Origin of the sequence: Streptomyces sp. NPDC091292 (assembly GCF_044757265.1) — a bacterium.
Lineage (GTDB): Bacteria > Actinomycetota > Actinomycetes > Streptomycetales > Streptomycetaceae > Streptomyces.
Map to the genome: position 1 here is coordinate 88374 of NZ_JBIVUQ010000016.1, position 17321 is coordinate 105694.

General features: G+C 66.8%; 14 protein-coding genes. 5 read left to right on the forward strand and 9 right to left on the reverse strand.

Going from position 1 to position 17321, the window contains the following annotated elements; all coding sequences use genetic code 11:
* Positions 1-5: 5 nt before the first annotated feature.
* From pabB to ACIQNU_RS32585, 4 genes are all read right to left on the reverse strand, one after another.
* Positions 6-2186, reverse strand: coding sequence for an aminodeoxychorismate synthase component I (gene pabB, locus ACIQNU_RS32570; protein WP_401373428.1), 2181 nt, complete (start codon positions 2184-2186; stop codon positions 6-8).
* Entirely contained in the window at positions 2186-3016 is an 831-nt protein-coding gene (locus ACIQNU_RS32575) for an arylamine N-acetyltransferase (protein ID WP_401373259.1), read from the reverse strand. Before ACIQNU_RS32575 ends, pabB begins: the two co-directional genes overlap by 1 nt.
* A 44-nt stretch (positions 3017-3060) precedes the next feature.
* A complete protein-coding gene (locus tag ACIQNU_RS32580) occupies positions 3061-3888 on the reverse strand; it encodes a 4-hydroxybenzoate octaprenyltransferase (protein WP_401373261.1) in 828 nt (275 codons plus the stop codon).
* Between the two features lie 79 nt (positions 3889-3967).
* On the reverse strand, positions 3968-5140 hold the full coding sequence (locus ACIQNU_RS32585; protein WP_401373263.1) for a cytochrome P450: 1173 nt from the start codon (positions 5138-5140) through the stop codon (positions 3968-3970).
* 465 nt (positions 5141-5605) lie between these two features.
* On the opposite strand from ACIQNU_RS32585, the gene ACIQNU_RS32590 reads away from it, so the two are divergent.
* On the forward strand, positions 5606-6913 hold the full coding sequence (locus ACIQNU_RS32590; protein WP_401373265.1) for a cytochrome P450: 1308 nt from the start codon (positions 5606-5608) through the stop codon (positions 6911-6913).
* A gap of 157 nt (positions 6914-7070) precedes the next feature.
* On the opposite strand, the gene ACIQNU_RS32595 is transcribed toward ACIQNU_RS32590, so the two are convergent.
* Positions 7071-7895, reverse strand: coding sequence for a methyltransferase domain-containing protein (locus tag ACIQNU_RS32595; RefSeq protein WP_401373267.1), 825 nt, complete (start codon positions 7893-7895; stop codon positions 7071-7073).
* Positions 7896-8114: 219 nt separating this feature from the next.
* Positions 8115-9026 (reverse strand): SAM-dependent methyltransferase, encoded by a 912-nt coding sequence (locus tag ACIQNU_RS32600; protein WP_401373269.1) that lies wholly within the window; start codon positions 9024-9026, stop codon positions 8115-8117.
* A gap of 409 nt (positions 9027-9435) precedes the next feature.
* Between ACIQNU_RS32600 and ispH the strand changes: the two genes are divergently transcribed.
* The 3 genes from ispH to ispG all read left to right on the forward strand — a co-directional run bounded on the left by ispH (position 9436) and on the right by ispG (position 13525).
* Entirely contained in the window at positions 9436-10386 is a 951-nt protein-coding gene (gene ispH, locus ACIQNU_RS32605; protein WP_401373271.1) for a 4-hydroxy-3-methylbut-2-enyl diphosphate reductase, read from the forward strand.
* 149 nt (positions 10387-10535) lie between these two features.
* Entirely contained in the window at positions 10536-12359 is a 1824-nt protein-coding gene (locus ACIQNU_RS32610) for a 1-deoxy-D-xylulose-5-phosphate synthase (protein ID WP_401373272.1), read from the forward strand.
* Entirely contained in the window at positions 12359-13525 is a 1167-nt protein-coding gene (ispG, locus tag ACIQNU_RS32615; RefSeq protein WP_401373274.1) for a flavodoxin-dependent (E)-4-hydroxy-3-methylbut-2-enyl-diphosphate synthase, read from the forward strand. Before ACIQNU_RS32610 ends, ispG begins: the two co-directional genes overlap by 1 nt.
* 73 nt (positions 13526-13598) lie before the next feature.
* On the opposite strand, the gene ACIQNU_RS32620 is transcribed toward ispG, so the two are convergent.
* The gene (locus ACIQNU_RS32620) at positions 13599-13892 is read right to left on the reverse strand and encodes a LuxR C-terminal-related transcriptional regulator (protein WP_401373276.1); all 294 of its coding nucleotides are present in this window, start codon (positions 13890-13892) and stop codon (positions 13599-13601) included.
* Between the two features lie 193 nt (positions 13893-14085).
* Here ACIQNU_RS32620 and ACIQNU_RS32625 point away from each other — a divergent pair, with 193 nt between their 5' ends.
* Positions 14086-14373, forward strand: a complete 288-nt coding sequence (locus ACIQNU_RS32625; protein ID WP_401373278.1) for a hypothetical protein — start codon at positions 14086-14088, stop codon at positions 14371-14373.
* A gap of 73 nt (positions 14374-14446) precedes the next feature.
* Here ACIQNU_RS32625 and ACIQNU_RS32630 read toward each other — a convergent pair whose 3' ends face one another.
* On the reverse strand, positions 14447-15727 hold the full coding sequence (locus ACIQNU_RS32630; protein WP_401373280.1) for an MFS transporter: 1281 nt from the start codon (positions 15725-15727) through the stop codon (positions 14447-14449).
* A 116-nt stretch (positions 15728-15843) separates the two neighbouring features.
* On the reverse strand, positions 15844-16776 hold the full coding sequence (locus ACIQNU_RS32635) for a PucR family transcriptional regulator (protein ID WP_401373281.1): 933 nt from the start codon (positions 16774-16776) through the stop codon (positions 15844-15846).
* Positions 16777-17321 lie beyond the last annotated feature (545 nt).

The window sequence follows — 17321 nt, forward strand, 5'->3', positions numbered from 1 at the left end:
TGTGTTCATCGTGGGGAGCCGCCCACGTCCGACACCGCCGGGGCACGCCAGGCGCGGAGCGACGCCGCCGCCTTGAGCAGCATCTCCTCGTACTCTTCCTGCGGGTCGGAGTCGAGCACGATCGCCCCGCCGGCTCCGATGGTCAACCGGTCGCCGACGCGGACGGCGGTGCGGATCACGATGTTCAGGTCCGTGCCGCCGGAGAGGCCGAAGTAGCCGAGGGCGCCGGAGTAGACCCCCCGGGCCTCCGTCTCCAAGCGGTCGATGATCTCCATGGTGCGCAGTTTCGGCGCCCCGGTCATCGACCCGCCCGGGAAGCACCGCCGGGCGCAGTCGATCGCGCTGACCCTGTCATGGAGCCGTCCATGAACCGTGGAGACCAGTTGGTGCACGGTCTCGTAGCTCTCGACGGCCAGGTAGGGGTCGACCTCGATGCTGCCCACCTCACACACCCGGCCCAGGTCGTTGCGCAGCAGGTCGACGATCATCAGGTTCTCGGCCTGGGTCTTGGCGCTTGAGGCGAGGGTGGCGGCCAGTTCGGCGTCGCGCGCCGGGTCCGCGTCGCGAGGGGCCGTGCCCTTGATCGGCTTGCTGGTGACCGTGCGGTCTCGCTCGATGCGCAGGAAACGCTCCGGCGAGGAGCTGAAGACCGTGACGTCGCCGAGGCGTAGGAGCGCGGCGTACGGTGCCGGGTTCGACCGGCGCAGCCTCAGATAGAAGGAGGTGTCGTCGTCGTGGAAGGGCATGTGCAACTTGTTGGTCAGGCAGATCTCGTAGCTCTCGCCCCGGTTCAACTGCCGTCGGCACTCCGCGATGTCCGCCAGGTACTGGCTCCGGCCGCGGGCGAGGTACTCCTCGGCGTTCGGGGGCGGGCCTGCGGCGGGTTCGCGCGGCTGCTCGGCGGCGGGCGGGTGCGGACCCCCCAGGAGTGCGGACGTCCGGTCCACCCACTCCTGCGCGTCGCGCCGGGTCTTCTCGTCGTGGACGGCCACCAGGTAGGTCAGCCCCTCCTGGTGGTCGAGCGCGATGACGCGATCGGCGAACATCCAGACGGCGTCCGGCGTTTCGGCGGTGTGGCGGGCCGTGGCCCCGCATTCGGCCTTGAGTTCGTAGCCGAAGTAGCCGACGTAGCCTCCGGTCAGGTCGAACGGCAGGTCCGGGTCGGGGATGCGCCGTTCGCGCAGCCGCCGGTCGAGGACGTCGAACACGTTGCCGGTCACGAGACGGGCGCCGTGCGCGTCGCGCACTTCCACTGTCGCGCTGCCGGTGCGGTAGGTAAGGACCTCGCTGAGCGGACCTGATGTGTCGCCGAGGAAGGAGAACCGGGACAGTCCTTCCTCCACGCGACTGCTGTCCAGCCAGAAGCAGTACGGGATGTCGTCGAAGAGCTGGAGGAAAATGGCCTCGGAATCGGCGGTGGTCGGCACGGCTGTACTGATGATTCCGAGGCCCTTGGCCTCGCCGGGCGGGTCGTCGGGCAGCGCGGTGACGGCGACGGTGTCCGTGTCTGTACCTGTACCTGTACCTGTACCTGCATCTGTATCTGAATCTGTATCTGTATCTGTATCTGCGTATGTGTCTGTGCCGGACAGTCGTTGTCCATGCTGCGTCCGGCGGGTCAGTTCGGCGAAGTTCTGGAGGATCTCGCGCCCGTACTGGGAAGCGATCGACTCGGGGTGGAACTGCACGCCCCACTGCGGCAGATCGCGGTGGCGCAGCGCCATGACCACACCGTCGTCCGCCCACGCGGTGGCGATGAGTTCGTCGGGCAGTGGCTCCCGCACGCACAGCGAGTGGTAGCGGACCGCGACGAATTCACGCGGGACTCCGGCGAACAGCGGATCTCCCTCGTGGGAGACCTTGGCGAGGTGCCCGTGCTTCGGTTCGGGCGCCGCGACCACCGACGCTCCGGCCAGATGGGCGATCATCTGATGGCCGAGGCAGACACCCAGTACGGGCAGCGTGGTGCGGCGCAGAAGGTCGCCGAGGAGGCCGACGTCGCGGGGGTTCTGCGGCCGTCCAGGGCCCGGTGAGACCACGATGTTGTCGAAATCCGCCAGCCGCAGACTGGACAGCATCGGATCGTCGTTGACCATGACGACCGGCTCCTGGCCGTTGATGTCGGCGATCAACTGGTACAGGTTGAAGGTGTACGAGTCGTAGTTGTCCAGCAGCAGGGTACGCATCATGGACCGTCCAAGATTTTCGAGAGCGCCTGGACGTCGCCCGGTTCCAGGGTGATGCCGAAGATCTCCTCGGGAGCGGAGAGCATCTGGTCCCCATCGAGTTCCCGGAAGGTCGCCGGCTCTCCGGGACGTATCTCCGCAAGAGTGCTGCCGGCGAGGAGGTGCCTCACTCCGGGCTGTGTCCGCTGGAGGACCATCCGGTGGTTGAACGGTGAGCGAGGGTGCGTCAGGCAGAAGTGGTTGAGGATCTCGAAGTCCGACGGATAGCGCGCGTCGGTGGTGAATCCGTACAGCTCTGCCGGACCCTCGGGGCGCAGGAACCGCAGCACGTGTTCACCGTTCGGCTCCCGCACCAGGTCGAAGGGCCAGTCACCCTCCAGCCGCGCGTTCTCGGCGAGGCGGATCGGCTCGTGCAGCCCGTGTGCGCCGAAACTCACGTCGTGGAGCCAGCGTTCGCCGTCGATCGCCACACACAGGGCCACGTGCAGGGCCGGCCCGAGCTTGCTCCCGGTGCGGATCCGCGTCCGGCCGGCGAACGCCGTGAACGTGAACCCGATGCGATCCAGCACGGCCGCCATCAGCACGACCTGTTCCAGACACCAGCCGCCGCGGCCCCGCCGTACGATCTTCTCCTGGACGCTGTCCAGGTCCAGCGGCACCGCCGTGCGCCCGAGCAGTGCGTCGAGGTTGTCGAAGGCGATCGCGTCGACGTGGGCGGTGTGCAGGCCCCGCAGCGTGGAGAGGTCCGGGGCCACGTCGCCCTGGTAGCCCACCCGGGTCAGGTAGGCGTCCAGGTCGACGCCACTGCCCTGCCACATCGAAGCTGTCACACGTGGCTCCCTCACACCTGGCTCCGTCACACCTGGTTCGTCGCTCATGTGAACTGCCCGGCGACCACGGCCGCGAGAACGATCCAGCCGAAGTAGGTGTTGGCGACGAATGCGTCCCAGCACGATTTCGGGTCATCCAGGTCCACACGTACGACCAGAGAGGACAGAAAGACTCCCGCGAGCACGACGATCACGTAGAACGCCGGCCCCATCGACGTCCGGGAACCGGCCCACAGCACGCCGCCGACGCTGAGCACGACGAACACCGTCAGCCACGCCTTGGTGGCCTTGCCGAACAGCAGGGCGGAGGATCTGACGCCGATCTTCCGGTCGTACTCCTTGTCCTGATGGGAGTAGATCGCGTCGTGGATCAGGGTCCAGAAGGCCCCGCAGGCGTAGAGGCCGTACACCGCGAGCGGGTAGTCGGCGCTCCCGGTCACCGCCGTCCAGCCGATCAGCACGTAGACGCTCATGACCAGCGCCAGGAACGCCGTGGGCCAGATGAAGATGCGCTTCATGTAGGGGTACGCGACGATCAGCGGGTACGAGGCCGCGGCGACCAGGGCTGCCTCCACGTTCGCCACCGTGAGCACCAGCAGTGCGGCCACGCCCTGTGCGGCGGCGAACAGGAGTGCGTTCCCGACGCTGATCGTCCCCGACGCGACAGGACGCGACACCGTACGGGCGACCCGGGTGTCGACGTCCTTGTCGATCACATCGTTGACCGCGCAGGCCGCGCCGCGCACCAGCACCGCGGCGACGGCGAGAACCACCACGGCCAGGAGGTCCGGTCGTCGATCGGAGGCGAGGAGGGCGGCCCACAGCCCTGGGAGCAGGTAGAGCACGTACCCCGTGGGCCTGTCCAGTCGCATCAACAGGAGATACGCGCGGACTGAATTCGGGCTTTTCGTGACTACGTCTGTAGATATTTTGTGCAGCATCAGGACCCAATCACCATGTCACCGGAAGTTGGATCAACCCGCCGATCAGCGTGTTGTGGCGCAGCCTCAGCTCCTCCACACCGACAGCCAGACGCAGGGTCGGGAATCGTGCGACGAGCTGGGTGAGCACCACCTGGAGCTGCATCCGGGCCAGCATCGCGCCCACGCAGTAGTGCGCGCCGTGCCCGAACATGAGGCTGCCCGTGGTGTCGCGCGTGACATCGACCCGGCCGGGGTCGGCGAAGGCCGTCTCGTCGTGGTTGGCCGCGATGATGTTCAGCAGCACGAAGTCGCCGGTCCGGATGGTGACCCCGTCGATCTCGAAGTCCGTCAGCGCATAACGGGGCATGCCACCGTTGTGCGGGTTCGGCATCGACATGCGCAGGGTTTCCTCGACCGCGCCGGGGATGAGACCGGGGTCGTGCACCAACGCCTGCCACTGCTGGGGGTCGGCCAGCAGCAGCGACACACAGGTGCCGATCCGGGCCACCGTGGTCTCATAGCCACCGAACAGCAACAACGCTGTCAGACCGATGACTTCGTTGTCGTTGATCCCCTCGGTCGCGCAGATCCTGGAAATCGTGTCATCGCCCGGATTTCGCCGTTTGTCGGCGACAAGTTGCCTGCAATAGCCGAACAGCTCGCCCAGCCCCTGCTTGGACCTGGCCGGGTCCCCGACGTTGGCGGCGTCCTGGGTCCAGCCGCCGAACCGCTCCTTGTCCTCCTGGGGCACGCCCAACCACTCGCACATCACCTGGATCGGCAACGACAGCGCCAGCTCCTGGCGCAGGTCGACCGGTGGTTTCTGCCCGGCCAGACCGTCCAGGAGCTGCCCGGTCAGTTTCTCCACGTAGGGCCGCAGCGCCAGCATCCGCACGGGTGAGAAGTGCGGCTCCAGCAGCGCACGCAACCGAGCGTGGTCGGTGGCGAAGTCGCCCAGCAGGCCGGCCAGCAGCGCCGATCCGCTGTCCTTCGCCGCGGCCTGAGGATCGGGATTCGAGCGGCCGAGCCGGTCATCGTCGAGCAACTGCCTCACCCAGGCATGACCGGTGACCAGCCACGCCTCACCGCCCTCGGCGGTACGCACCCGATGGACCGCGCCCTGGGATTGGAGCGTGCGCAGTCCTGGCGCGAGTTGCAGCACATTCGGCTGCTCGAAAGGCAATTGAGCTGGGGAACTCACTGACGGCCTCCGCCGGAATCGAGGTGCGGACCACCTTGTCGAAGAAGAGTCGGGTTGCGCCTTCCCCATTTCTGGCCAGAACCTGAACGCATGGGGTTCGCGAATTACTTCACCGAAAATCACGGTGCCGTGTTGTGCTGGATATGTTGCGGTGCTGGATATGGTGCGTAAATTCCTCTCGGCCGACGCGTCTACGCGCAGCCCGGACCTGGAGTGATGCACCGGAATTTGTAGGATCGTTCTGACGCCATCCTGAACGACCACTCCTGTCGTGTCAACGACACGGCGTGAGCATCTTCAACTTTAGGAAAAACCCCAAAGAGGACGGTGTATGGACCTGGATGGGACTATCCTGCGGAATGGTGGCCACTGGGCGGCACCAAGACCGGATTCGACCACGGCCCACACGTCGTCACCAATTATTACCGGTAATGGCTCACTGAAGGCTTGAGAGGCGGAACGGCTATGTCAGTTGATTCCGGGCAGTTACATGAAGGCAGGTCGTTCGACCCGTACGGCGCACACCGCGACGACCCGTATTCATTTCTGGCCGACATCGGAGAGACCGAGCCAGTGTTCTACGCCCCTTTGCTCAACGCGTGGTGCGTCACCCGGCGCGAGGACATGGTTGCCGTGCTACGGGACGACCGGAACTTCTCGGCGCGCGACCACAACCCCCGCTCCACGGTCGCGTTGCCCGAGGACGTGAGTCGCATGCTCCGCACGTGGCGCGGTGCCGGTGCGCTGGCGGTCGGCTCCCTCGACCCTCCTGAGCACGCCAGGATCAGGGAAGTACTCAACATCGGGTTCACGCCGGCCAGGGTCAGGGCGTTCGAACCCACGATGCGTGCGATCGCCACCGACCTCGTCGAGCGGGTCGCCGTCGAGACGGAGTTCGACTTCATCACGGCGTTCGCCGTTCCGTACGCGCTTGAGGTGATCTGCCGACGCCTCGGCATCCCGGACGAGTATCTCGACCGCTGCCGTACGTGGTCCGAGCAACGTATCGAACTCATGATGTTGCAGCGCGACACCGATCCCGACCGGCTGCGTGAATACGCCCGCGGGTTGATGGACTTCGGAGCGTTCGCCCGCTCACTCGTCCAGGAGCGGCTCGCCTCGCCGCAGGACGACCTGATCAGTGAACTGCTCCACGACGGCAAGGCGGGCCAGACACTCACCGCCGACGACGCTGCTGTCCAGATCCCCACACTCATCTTCGCGGGACACATGACCTGTGCCGAGGCGCTTGGCACGATCTTCTTCCAGCAGCTCCGGTCACCCGGCGGCTGGGCCGAGGTGGTCGACGGGACGATCGCCACACGGGACCTTGTCGAGGAGGGGTTGCGGTTCGACAGCCCACTGGCGGGCATGTACCGGACCGCGGTCAGTGACGTGGTGGTCGGCGGCGTCCCTCTGGCCGCGGGCAGCCGGCTACTTCTGCTGTACGGAGCGGCCGGCTGGGACAGCCGCTCCCCCGCGTGTCCGGCCGGGTTCAGTCCGGGAAGTGGGTCTGCCGCGCATCTCGCGTTCGGGCACGGCATCCACTTCTGCCTCGGAGCCGGATTCGCCCGCCTGCAACTGGAGATCGCGATAGAGGCCATCGCCACCAGGATGCCGGGGCTGGCTCTGGCACCGGGACAGTCGCCACATCACCGGCCGGTGTTTCCGCTTCGGGCTTTGACCGAGTTGCGGGTGCGGCAGCGGGGACGGACATCTGAGCGGTCGTCGGGAGATCTGGACGACACGTTGACCCCCGCGGAACTCACCTGACGCGTTTGATGCTCGTCGCCGGCGTACGCGTGCACCATCGAGGCAATCGCTGTTCCGCTTGGCCTGCGCCAGCTCGTGGCGCAGGCCAAGTGCGTGTGCGGCGAGCAGCCGAGAACCGCTCACCGGTCAGGGTGAGGACCGGGGACGGCGCCCGTGGTCAGGCGCGGACCGCGGTCAGGTAGAGGTAGCCGCTCTCCGGGGTGATCGCGGACAGACGCATGAAGTCGATGAGCGACGTGGCCTGTTGCTCGCCGACCAGATCGGCCAGCTTGTCGCGGACGGTGTCCACGGCGTCGGCCATGCACGCGAGGGTACGGGAGACGTTGTCGCTGATGTCACGGATCTCCACGTCGACGAAACCGTTGGCCGCCAACGCCTTCCGGTATTCGTCCACGGTGCCCAAGGAACGCACCGCGTAGTTCTCGCAGATGTGGTCGAGGACCTTGCGTCCCTCGGGGCTGACCGGGCCGCGCTCGATGACGTCGGCGACGGCGAGACGGCCGCCGGGGCGCAGGACGCGGGCGGTCTCGGAGAGCACCTGACCGCGGTCGGGCATGTGCCACATCGACTCGAACGCCCAGGCCGCGTCGAACGAGCCGTCGGGGAAGGGCATGTCCATCGCGTCGGTGAACTGGAACGTGGCCCGGTCGGCGAGCCCGGTCTCGGCCGCGAGTTCCATGGCGCGTGCCACCTGGACGTGGCTGACGGAGATGCCCACCACGTTCACGTCACAAGCACGCACGAGCCGCAGCGCGGGATGGCCGATGCCGCAGCCGATGTCCAGGACCCGCTGGCCGGCCTGCGCGGCGATGCCTGAGATCATCATGTCGGTCAGGCGGTCGGTGGCCACCTCGACGGAGCTGTCGTCGGCGTCGTTCTCCCAGTAGCCGTAGTGCTTGTTGGGGCCCCACGCGGAACCGTAGATCTGACCGATCCCGTCATACATCTCGGCGACGTCGCCGGGAGCGGGAAACTGCGTCATGAGGAACTCCGTATCGTTGTGAAGGTGGCGGGAAGTCGGCGTCGGTTCAGCCGTACCGTGGGTGAGCCCGCGGATGATCGTTTCGGTACGCCGCCGCCCTGGAATCCGGCAGTCACGTCGAAAGGCGGGCCGAAACCCGCTGCGCTCGGCTGGGCAACCCCAGCCGAGCGCCTGCTTGATCCACTGACGACCACGCAAGCCGTCGGTCTTTCGAATACGTCAGTGCTGCCGCTCGAAGCGCAGGAAACCCAACTGCAGGCCCCCTGCTTGCCATTCGGCGCCGAGCGCCTGGTTCGCCATCAGAGATATCCTCAGCTGCCTGCGGTCAACTGCTGAAAGGCTGCTGTCACTGTCCAGTACCGCCTTCGTCCAGGCGGCACTCTCCTCCCAGAAGGGAAGGGTCTCCGACGTGGCGTCGATTTGGTCGACCAGTTCGAAACCCGCAGACTTCGCGGCTTCCGCGTAGTCGAGCACCGTGGCCGGCTTTGTGTAGAAGTATTCGGCCCACACATCGGCTCCGTGCGGGCGTGTGATGAATACTTCCTCGATGCACACGCTCCCGCCTGGACGAATCACGCGCGCCAGACGCTCGAACCACAGAGGACGGTCGAAGTATCCGCTGCTCTCGATGGCCACTGCTGCGTCGTAGGGGCCGTCCAGGGGGAGATGCTTGGCATCACACACCACTGTTCGGACCCTCCCGCCCACGCCGCTTTCCCGTGCGAACCCCTCAACCAGGGGCGCGTGTTCCGGCGCGTTGGTGACCGCCGTGACGTCGGCGCCGTACTCCTGCGCCCAGAAGAGCGAGCCCCCGCCAAGACCGCAGCCGACGTCCAGGATCCTCCCCGACAGCCGGTGTTCGGCGCCCCAGATCTTGGCCGCGTACCGCAGCAACCCCTCTTGATGAAGCCGAATGCTCCGGCGAATGGCATCCGGTGTCGCATCACCGGAATTCCGTGGCGCTTCAGGGGAAGGGTAGTAACCTACGTGATAGTGAATCCTGGGTCCAGGCCCGTATTTGCGGACAAGCCTGGCTGTTTTGTCGTCGTAGTACTGGCCAACTATTCTTACCTCATCCTGAGGCTCCAGCGCTGTTTGAGTTGAACTTGAAAGTTCATCCAGATTTGCCACGGTCACTCCTCCAGAGCTCGGATGTCGACGACGTCGGCGAATGGCCTACTTTGGTCGTTACGCGGCACTCGCGAGAGGGCGGAATCTTGGGGCGCCCTGAAATTGAGTGGCAGCTATTGGATTCATCCTGGGGGACGGCCCTGGTCGTGTCAACGACGTGGCGTGAGCAGCTTCGACTTTAGGAAAAACCCCAAAGCAGACGGTGTAAGGCGTGGATTGGACTATCCTGCGGAATGGTAGCCGCTGGCGGCACCAAGGCCGTATTCGAGTCCGGCTATAAGCCGGGGCCCAACGGCAGACAAGACTTCCTGAGAAGGACTTCGGTTTCTACCGACCGGCATGGATGCCCTGTTCGGCAACGTAAGCCAGGCGTTCCGACGCGGACGTCATGGCACGGAACGGAGTGGGAATGAGTGGCGGTAAGCAGGTCCTGCTGGCCGAGCCGCGGAGTTTGTGTGCCGGTGTACGCCGAGCGATAGCCATCATCGACCTCGCGCTGGAACAGCACGGCGCGCCGATCTACGTCCGCAAGGAGATCGTGCACAACCACTACGTGGTGCGCGAGTTCGAGCAACGGGGTGTGCGGTTCGTCGACTCCGAGCAGGACGTCCCCGAGGGGGCGGTGTGTGTCTTCTCCGCGCACGGTGTCTCCCCGCAGGTGCGGCAGAACGCGGACACACGCGGGCTCGACGTGCTCGACGCGACGTGCCCCCTGGTGGCCAAGGTGCACCAGGAGGCCCGCCGGTTCGCCCGCGACGGGCGGACGTTGCTGCTGGTCGGGCACGCGGACCACGAGGAGGTCGAGGGCACCTTCGGACATGCCCCCGATCAGACGGTCATCGTCGAGACGGTTGCCGACGCGGAGGCACTGGATCTTCCCTCCGACGCACCGGTCGCCTACCTCACCCAGACCACACTGTCGGTGGACGAGACCCGGGACATCATCGCCGTGCTCCAGCGCAGGTTCACCGACCTGCGCGGGCCCGCCACCGACGACATCTGTTACGCCAGCCAGAACCGTCAGGACGGCATCAGGGCCATCGTGGACCGGTGCGACCTGGTGCTGGTGGTCGGTTCGACCAACTCCAGCAACTCGATCCGGATGGTCGAGGTGGCTCGCAGGCTCGGTGGCAGAGCGGAACTGGTGCCGGACGTGAGCCACTTCGACCCCACGTGGCTGGCCGACGTGAGCACGGTCGGCGTGAGCGCCGGGGCGAGCGCGCCGGAGATCCTCGTCGACCAGCTCCTCGACCGGCTCGCCGAACTGGGTTACGCGGACACGTCCGTGGAGCGGGTGGCGACCGAGGACATCGTGTTCTCCCCACCCGCGCGGCTGACCGGAGTGGCGGACACGCCGTGACCGATCGAGACCGGGCGGCCCTTGTGGTTGATGGCGCCGGCAACAACTCCGTTGGCGACGGTGCGTCGGACACCGTTCCGACCTGGCCCGAACTGACCGAGAGAGCGGCCACGTCCGCCTGCCACACCCGGTGAGGAGCACTGTTCGACATGGCGATGCTGGAAACCGTGCGCGACCCGGCGCGGCTGCGTGAGCTGACGGCCGATGAGCTGAGCGACCTCGCCGGGGAGATCCGCGCGTTCCTGATCGAGCGGGTCTCCGCGACCGGAGGACACCTCGGGCCCAACCTGGGTGTGGTCGAGCTGACCATCGCGTTGCACACGGTGTTCGAGTCCCCGCGGGACCGGCTGCTGTGGGACACCGGGCACCAGTCCTACGTACACAAGATCCTGACGGGCCGCCAGGCCGGCTTCGACCGGCTGCGCAGGTCGGGCGGCATCTCCGGCTACCCGAGCCGGGAGGAGTCCGAGCACGACCTGGTGGAGAACTCGCACGCGTCCACCGCGCTGTCCTATGCGGACGGGCTGGCCAGGGCGGATGCCCACCTCGGCCGACGCGACCGGGCGACCGTCGCGATCATCGGCGACGGCGCGATGACCGGCGGCATGGCCTGGGAGGCGCTCAACAACATCGCGGGCGGGCCGGAGCGGGCGCTCGTCATCGTGCTCAACGACAACCAACGCTCCTACGCGCCGACCGTCGGCGGGCTGGCCGAGCACTTGGCCGACCTGCGCGGCGGGCGCCGGCCAGGCGTGTTCGAGCAACTGGGGCTCGGATACCTCGGGCCCGTCGACGGTCACGACGTCTCCGCCGTCCAGGACTCCCTGCGCCACGCGGTCGCACTGGGCGGGCCGGTGGTGGTGCATGTGATCACCGCCAAGGGCAAGGGGTACCGGCACACCGAGAACAACGACCTCGACCTCGGCCACGCCGTCAAACCGATGGACCCGCACACCGGGCAGGCGCTCAAGCCGTCGCCCCCGTCGTTCACGTCGGTGTTCGGCGAGAAGCTGGTCGAACTGGCCGGGCAGCGGGACGACCTCGTGGCGATCACGGCCGCGATGACCGAGCCGACCGGTCTCCTGCCGCTGCAGCGGAAGTTCCCGGACCGGGTGATCGACGTCGGCATCGCGGAGCAGCACGCGGTCACCATGGCCGCCGGTCTGTCCATGGGCGGGGTGCACCCGGTGGTGGCCATCTACTCGACGTTCGTGAACCGCGCACTCGACCAACTGCTGATGGACGTGGCGCTGCACCGCCGCCCGGTCACCTTCGTGCTCGACCGGTCCGGAGTCACCGGCGACGACGGGCCGAGCCACAACGGCATGTGGGACCTCTCGGTGCTCCAGGTCGTGCCCGGCCTGCGGATCGCGGCGCCGCGGGACGGCACCCGGCTGGCCGAGCTGCTGGCCGAGGCGGTCGCGTGGGACGAGGGCCCGACCCTGCTGCGGTTCCCCAAGGGCCCCGCCGGTGAGGACCTGCCCGCCACCGCCACGTTCAACGGGATCGACGTGCTGCGCCGTGCCGGCTCGCTGGACGTGCTGGTCATCGCGGTAGGTGCGTCGGCCGGGCTCTCGCTCACTGTCGCCGATGGTGTGCGGGAACGGGGCATCGGGGTGACAGTGGTGGACCCGAGGTGGGTGACCCCGGTCAACCCCGCGCTGGCCGACCTGGCCCGTCGCCACCGGCTCGCCATCACGGTCGAGGACAACAGCCGTGCGGGGGGCGTCGGTTCCGCGATCGCGCAGACCCTGCGGGACGCCGACGTGCACACCCCGCTGCGCGAGTTCGGCATCCCGAGGCGGTTTCTCGGCCACGGCTCCAGGGCCGAGGTGCTCGCCGCCTGCGGGCTGACCGCGCAGAACATCACCAGGGTCGTGGTGGACCTGCTGACCGGCCTCGACGCCGCACCGGCGTTGGCAGGCATCGACGACCCCGGCACCTGGCCGGTTCACTCAGGGGAGGAACACTGATGACGACCGTCGATCTGGGAATGCCCTTTCCACGCAAGGACGAGGTGCCGCAGAAGGTCCCGCTCTCGGTGGCCACGCGGCGAACCTCCCGCCAGATCATGGTGGGCAGGGTGCCGGTCGGCGGCGTCGCGCCGGTGTCCGTGCAGTCGATGACCACCACGTCCACCGCCGACATCGACGCCACACTCCAGCAGATCGCCGAACTCACCGCGGCCGGCTGCGAGATCGTGCGGGTCGCCGTGCCGTCGGCGGACGACGCGGCTGCGCTGCCGGCGATCGCCCGCAAATCGGGCATCCCGGTGATCGCCGACATCCACTTCCAGCCGAAGTACGTGTTCGCCGCGATCGACGCCGGCTGCGCCGCGGTACGGGTCAACCCCGGCAACATCCGCCAGTTCGACGACCAGGTCGGCGCGATCGCCCGTGCGGCCAAGGACGCGGGCGTCCCGATCCGGATCGGCGTGAACGCCGGGTCGCTGGACAAGCGGCTGCTGCGGAAGCACGGCGGCGTCTCCCCGGAGGCGCTGGTGGAGTCGGCGTTGTGGGAGTGCTCGTTGTTCGAGGAGCACGGCTACACCGACCTGAAGATCTCGGTGAAGCACCACGATCCGGTGGTGATGATCGAGGCGTACCGCAAGCTCGCCGCCCGGTGCGACTACCCGCTGCACCTCGGCGTGACCGAGGCGGGCCCCCGGTTCCAGGGCACGGTCAAGTCATCGGTCGCGTTCGGCGCGTTGCTCGCGGAGGGCATCGGCGACACCATCCGCGTCTCGCTCTCCGCCCCACCTGTCGAGGAGGTCAAGGTCGGCACACAGATCCTGGAGTCGCTCGGGCTGCGGCCACGCGGACTGGACATCGTGTCGTGCCCGTCCTGCGGCCGGGCCCAGGTCGATGTGCACACCCTCGCCGAGCGGGTCACCGCGGCACTTGAGGGGTTTCCCGTGCCCTTGCGGGTGGCGGTGATGGGGTGTGTCGTCAACGGGCCCGGCGAGGCACGCGAGGCCGACCTCGGTGTGGCCGCCGGCAACGGCAAGGGCCAGATCTTCGTCAAGGGCGAGGTGATCCGCACGGTCCCGGAGTCACAGATCGTGGAGACCCTCCTGGCCGAGGCCGTGCGCATCGCCGAGGAGATGGGCGTGGACATCGAGGCGCAGGACGGGGCGTAAGTCCGAAGTCCGGGCGTAAGTCCGGGATTACGATGTCGCGGAATTCCCGAGCGTCAGTCCCCAGTTTCACATGTCAGTCCCCCGTCTCACACCCGATTCGCGGGGGCCACGAATCTGTTCGCAGAATCTGGAGGACGAACGCCCTCGAAACCAACGAGACGCGATTCGGCGCCTGTAACTTGTCGGACATGACGCGGACGTGATAGTCGATGGTCTTCGAGCTGAGGTGCAACTCTCTCGAAAGTCGTCCGCTGGAGGAGCCCGCCGCAACACCCTCCAGGATCCTGGCCTGGAGCGAGCTGATGACCCAGTCGTCGACCGGCTGGGACACTTCGCAGCCGTTCTGATCATTGTCCATGGCACCCATCCATTCCGTGCGGCCGGCTGGGCCAGGACCACAACCGGAGAAATGCAGAGCGAGAAGTGCTGGAACAAAATCCTAGGTGGCCCGCTCACTCGTTGTCACGGTTATGCCGTCGCAACCCGTCAATTTCCGCCCACCTCGGAACACGCTCCAAATTTTGCGGAACTTCGACCTTGTTCGTATTGAAGGAGCGGCCGTGACGAACTTCGCGCGCGATACCAGGACCTCGGCACCGACAGACCCGGACGCCCTGATTCAGACACTGTACGAGGACCTGCGCAGACTGCCGGCCAGCGCGCAATTGGACGCGATGCTGTGCCTGTTGGAGGCGGCAAGGCTGATACTGCCCACGCTCACCCCGACGCGTGACGCGCTCGCCGGCGAAGACCTGGACGACATCCGCGCGGCCATGCGCGCCGCGTCACTCTCGGTGCGCAGCTACCTGTGGCGGACCGGTGACCACGATCCGGTGGACCGGAAGTGAAATGCCGGAGCCGCCACAGGAAGTGGCGGCTCAGCTGTTCACGCGGGACGACCCCCGCCCGGACGACGCGGGTTCAGGGCCGGCTGTCAGCCGTGTGCCGCTGAGGCTCCCGCAGCGGGGTCGCGCCGCGCAGGTCAGGGAGGAAGGTCATGGCGATCGCCGCGCAAGCCATGAAGACCGCGCACACCAGCAGACCGGCACCGAACCCCGTGTTGACAGCCAACACACCCAGGGTGAGCGGAGCCAACGCGGACACACCACGCCCGGTGTTGTAGCAGAATCCGGCCCCCGTAGTCCTCACCCTGGTCGGGAACAACTCACTCATGTACACACCGAAGACGCCCGCGTAGGCGGCGAAGAAGGCGAACATCGGCCCCAGCCACAGCAATGTCGTGCGGTCGGCCGCGACCACGTACAGCGGCAAGGTCAGCGCCACACCGGCCAGTGACAGCACCAGTGCGTACTTGTGGCCGATCCGGTCGGCGATCAGCCCGAAGACGTTGTAGCCGATGAACATCCCGAGATTGAGCACCGTCATGAACACCGCGACCGTCGCGGCCGGTATGCCCTTGTCGGTCTGCAGGTAGGTCGGCAGCCATGTGGACGCGCCCCACGCCCCGAACATCGCGAGCGCCGCCACGGCCGCACCGAGCAGAGTGTTCCTGCGCAGTTCCGGAGCGAAGATCTCCGTCAGCTTCACCGGCGTGGTCTTCTGCTTCGCCCACTCCGCCGACTCGCGGAAGAACAGTCCGACGACGACCAACGGGATCACCACACCCACCCCGCCGAGGAAGAACAGCAGGCGCCAGTTCGGCAGCAACGCACCCGACAGCGACGCGGCAATCACTCCGCCGATCGGGAACGAGCTGAGCACGAACGCGACCGCACGACCCCGTTGAGCGGCCGGCCACGTCTCGACCACATAGGTCGACACCACTGCCCAGACCCCTCCGAGTCCCAGCCCCGCGACGAAGCGCAGCACCAGGAACACCGTGAAACTGTGAACCACCGGGATCGCCGCGGTGAACACGCCGAACACCGCGAGCGAAAGCATCAACGCCCTTTTGCGGCCGTAGTTGTCGGCGAGCCAGCCGACACTCACGCTGCTCACCCCGATCCCGAGCAGCGTCGCCGTGGCGAGCAGGCCGCCCTGTGTCGTCGTGAGTCCCAGATCGGCGCGGATCACAGGCAACGTGAACGACAGCAGCAGGATTTCCAGCGCGTCAAACATGTAGGCCATGAACGAGCCGACGAGCAAAACCCATCTGTTAGATCCACTCAATCGAACCAGTCCATTCAGCAGGTGAGTTCTCCGCTGGGGAGAACGAATGCTAGGCGCCCGCCCCGGGTTCATCGTGCCTCAGCTCGGATTTTCCGCACTTCGCGGAGAACCACCCGCGAACTTATGGAAATCGGCGACCGGTCGCACCGGCTACGCGCCGTCGCGCGCCGTGAACAGCACACACCGGGTCATCCGTGCAGGGCCTCGGCGATCATCGCCGCCGTCAGCATCTGCGCGCCCCTGCCACTGGTCGGGTCGCAGCCGGTGACCTCTCCGATCCGCCTCAGGCGGTAGTCCAGCGTGCTGCGGTGGATGAACAGGCTGCGGGCCGCTTTGTTCCTGCTGTAGTCGGAGTCGACGAAGGCAGTCAGCGTCTCCAGCAGGACCTTGTGCGCCCGGAGCGGCCTGATGACCGCGGCCAGGTCGGTTCTCACCTTCTCGTTCAGCGTGACCGCGTACTCGACCAACACGTCCGAGATCGTGTAGGCACCGCTCGGGCGCAGGCCCGCGACCACCAGCCTCAGCACATAGGACGCCTCGTTGAACCCGTCGACGAGGCGTGCTCTGTCCCGTTCCGCGGTCGCGAGCCAGCCCCTGCCGCCGAGACACTGCGTCAACCTCGTCACCGAGCGTTCGCCGCTGCCTGGGCCCGCCGCCGGGATGAAGAGAACGACGTTGCCGTCCCGGTGCGTCAGCAGCAGTCCCTCCCCCGCCACCGCGCGTAACGCGTCCACCGCGCGTAACGCCTCCACCTCGCGGCCGGGCTCCGCAAGCCTCACCACGGCGACCAGGTAGCGAGGGGTGAGCCCTTCGAGCACGTCCGCGGGCAGTGGATGACCGTCGGCGAGGTCGCCTGCCAGATCACGCGCGGCTTCCGCGGTGGTTCTTGGCTGGTATCCGTCGAGGAAGTCCTGAAGCAGGCTGCCCCCGGCGCGCACGATGGCGGCCAGCCTCGGATCGCCTGCCGCCGCCTGGGTCAGCAGCTCGACCAACTCGACCAACTCGTCCGGCTGGTGCCCCGCCGCCCGAACCTTCGCCCTGAAGTCGGCGACCCTGTCCTCCTCCGGCGTCGAGCGGAGCGCCTCGACCGGAGATAGCGACCTGCCTATCATTTCGGTCATTTGTTTCCCCATTTTCCCGAATAGTGCGGCTGCCCCACAAGTCCGCACCTGACGGTCTTTAGCCTGCTGGCGACTAAAGGGCGTTCGCGAATTGAATCACCGAACGAACAGCAATGTGTTGAACGTGTTACATATGCGCCATCACACCTTTTCGCCGCCGACTCGACTTCGCCGTACAGGAAGATCTCGGCACATGGAGCCCATGCAATATCCCATGATCGCTCAGCCTCACCGCAGGTCACCAGCGCGCTGCTCCCGAGTTTCACATAACTCGGAATCCAGAGTTATCCAGAGATCCAGTGGCGGTACCGGATTTCAGTCTGGGTGACGTCCCCCAGTCGTGTCAACGACGCGGTCCGAGCCTGGCGGCGCCGGCAGATGTTCGACCTGTTTGAGATCCGTTTGTCGACGATCAAGTTTATCCCCGGCTTGGGCGGTTTGAGTGTCATGTAATTCCCCATCCCGAATTCACCTGGTTGGCCTGGGTAAGCGTTTTCCTGTGATGTGCATCAATCCAAAGCGGGCGTGAATCGGTCGTCGAATTG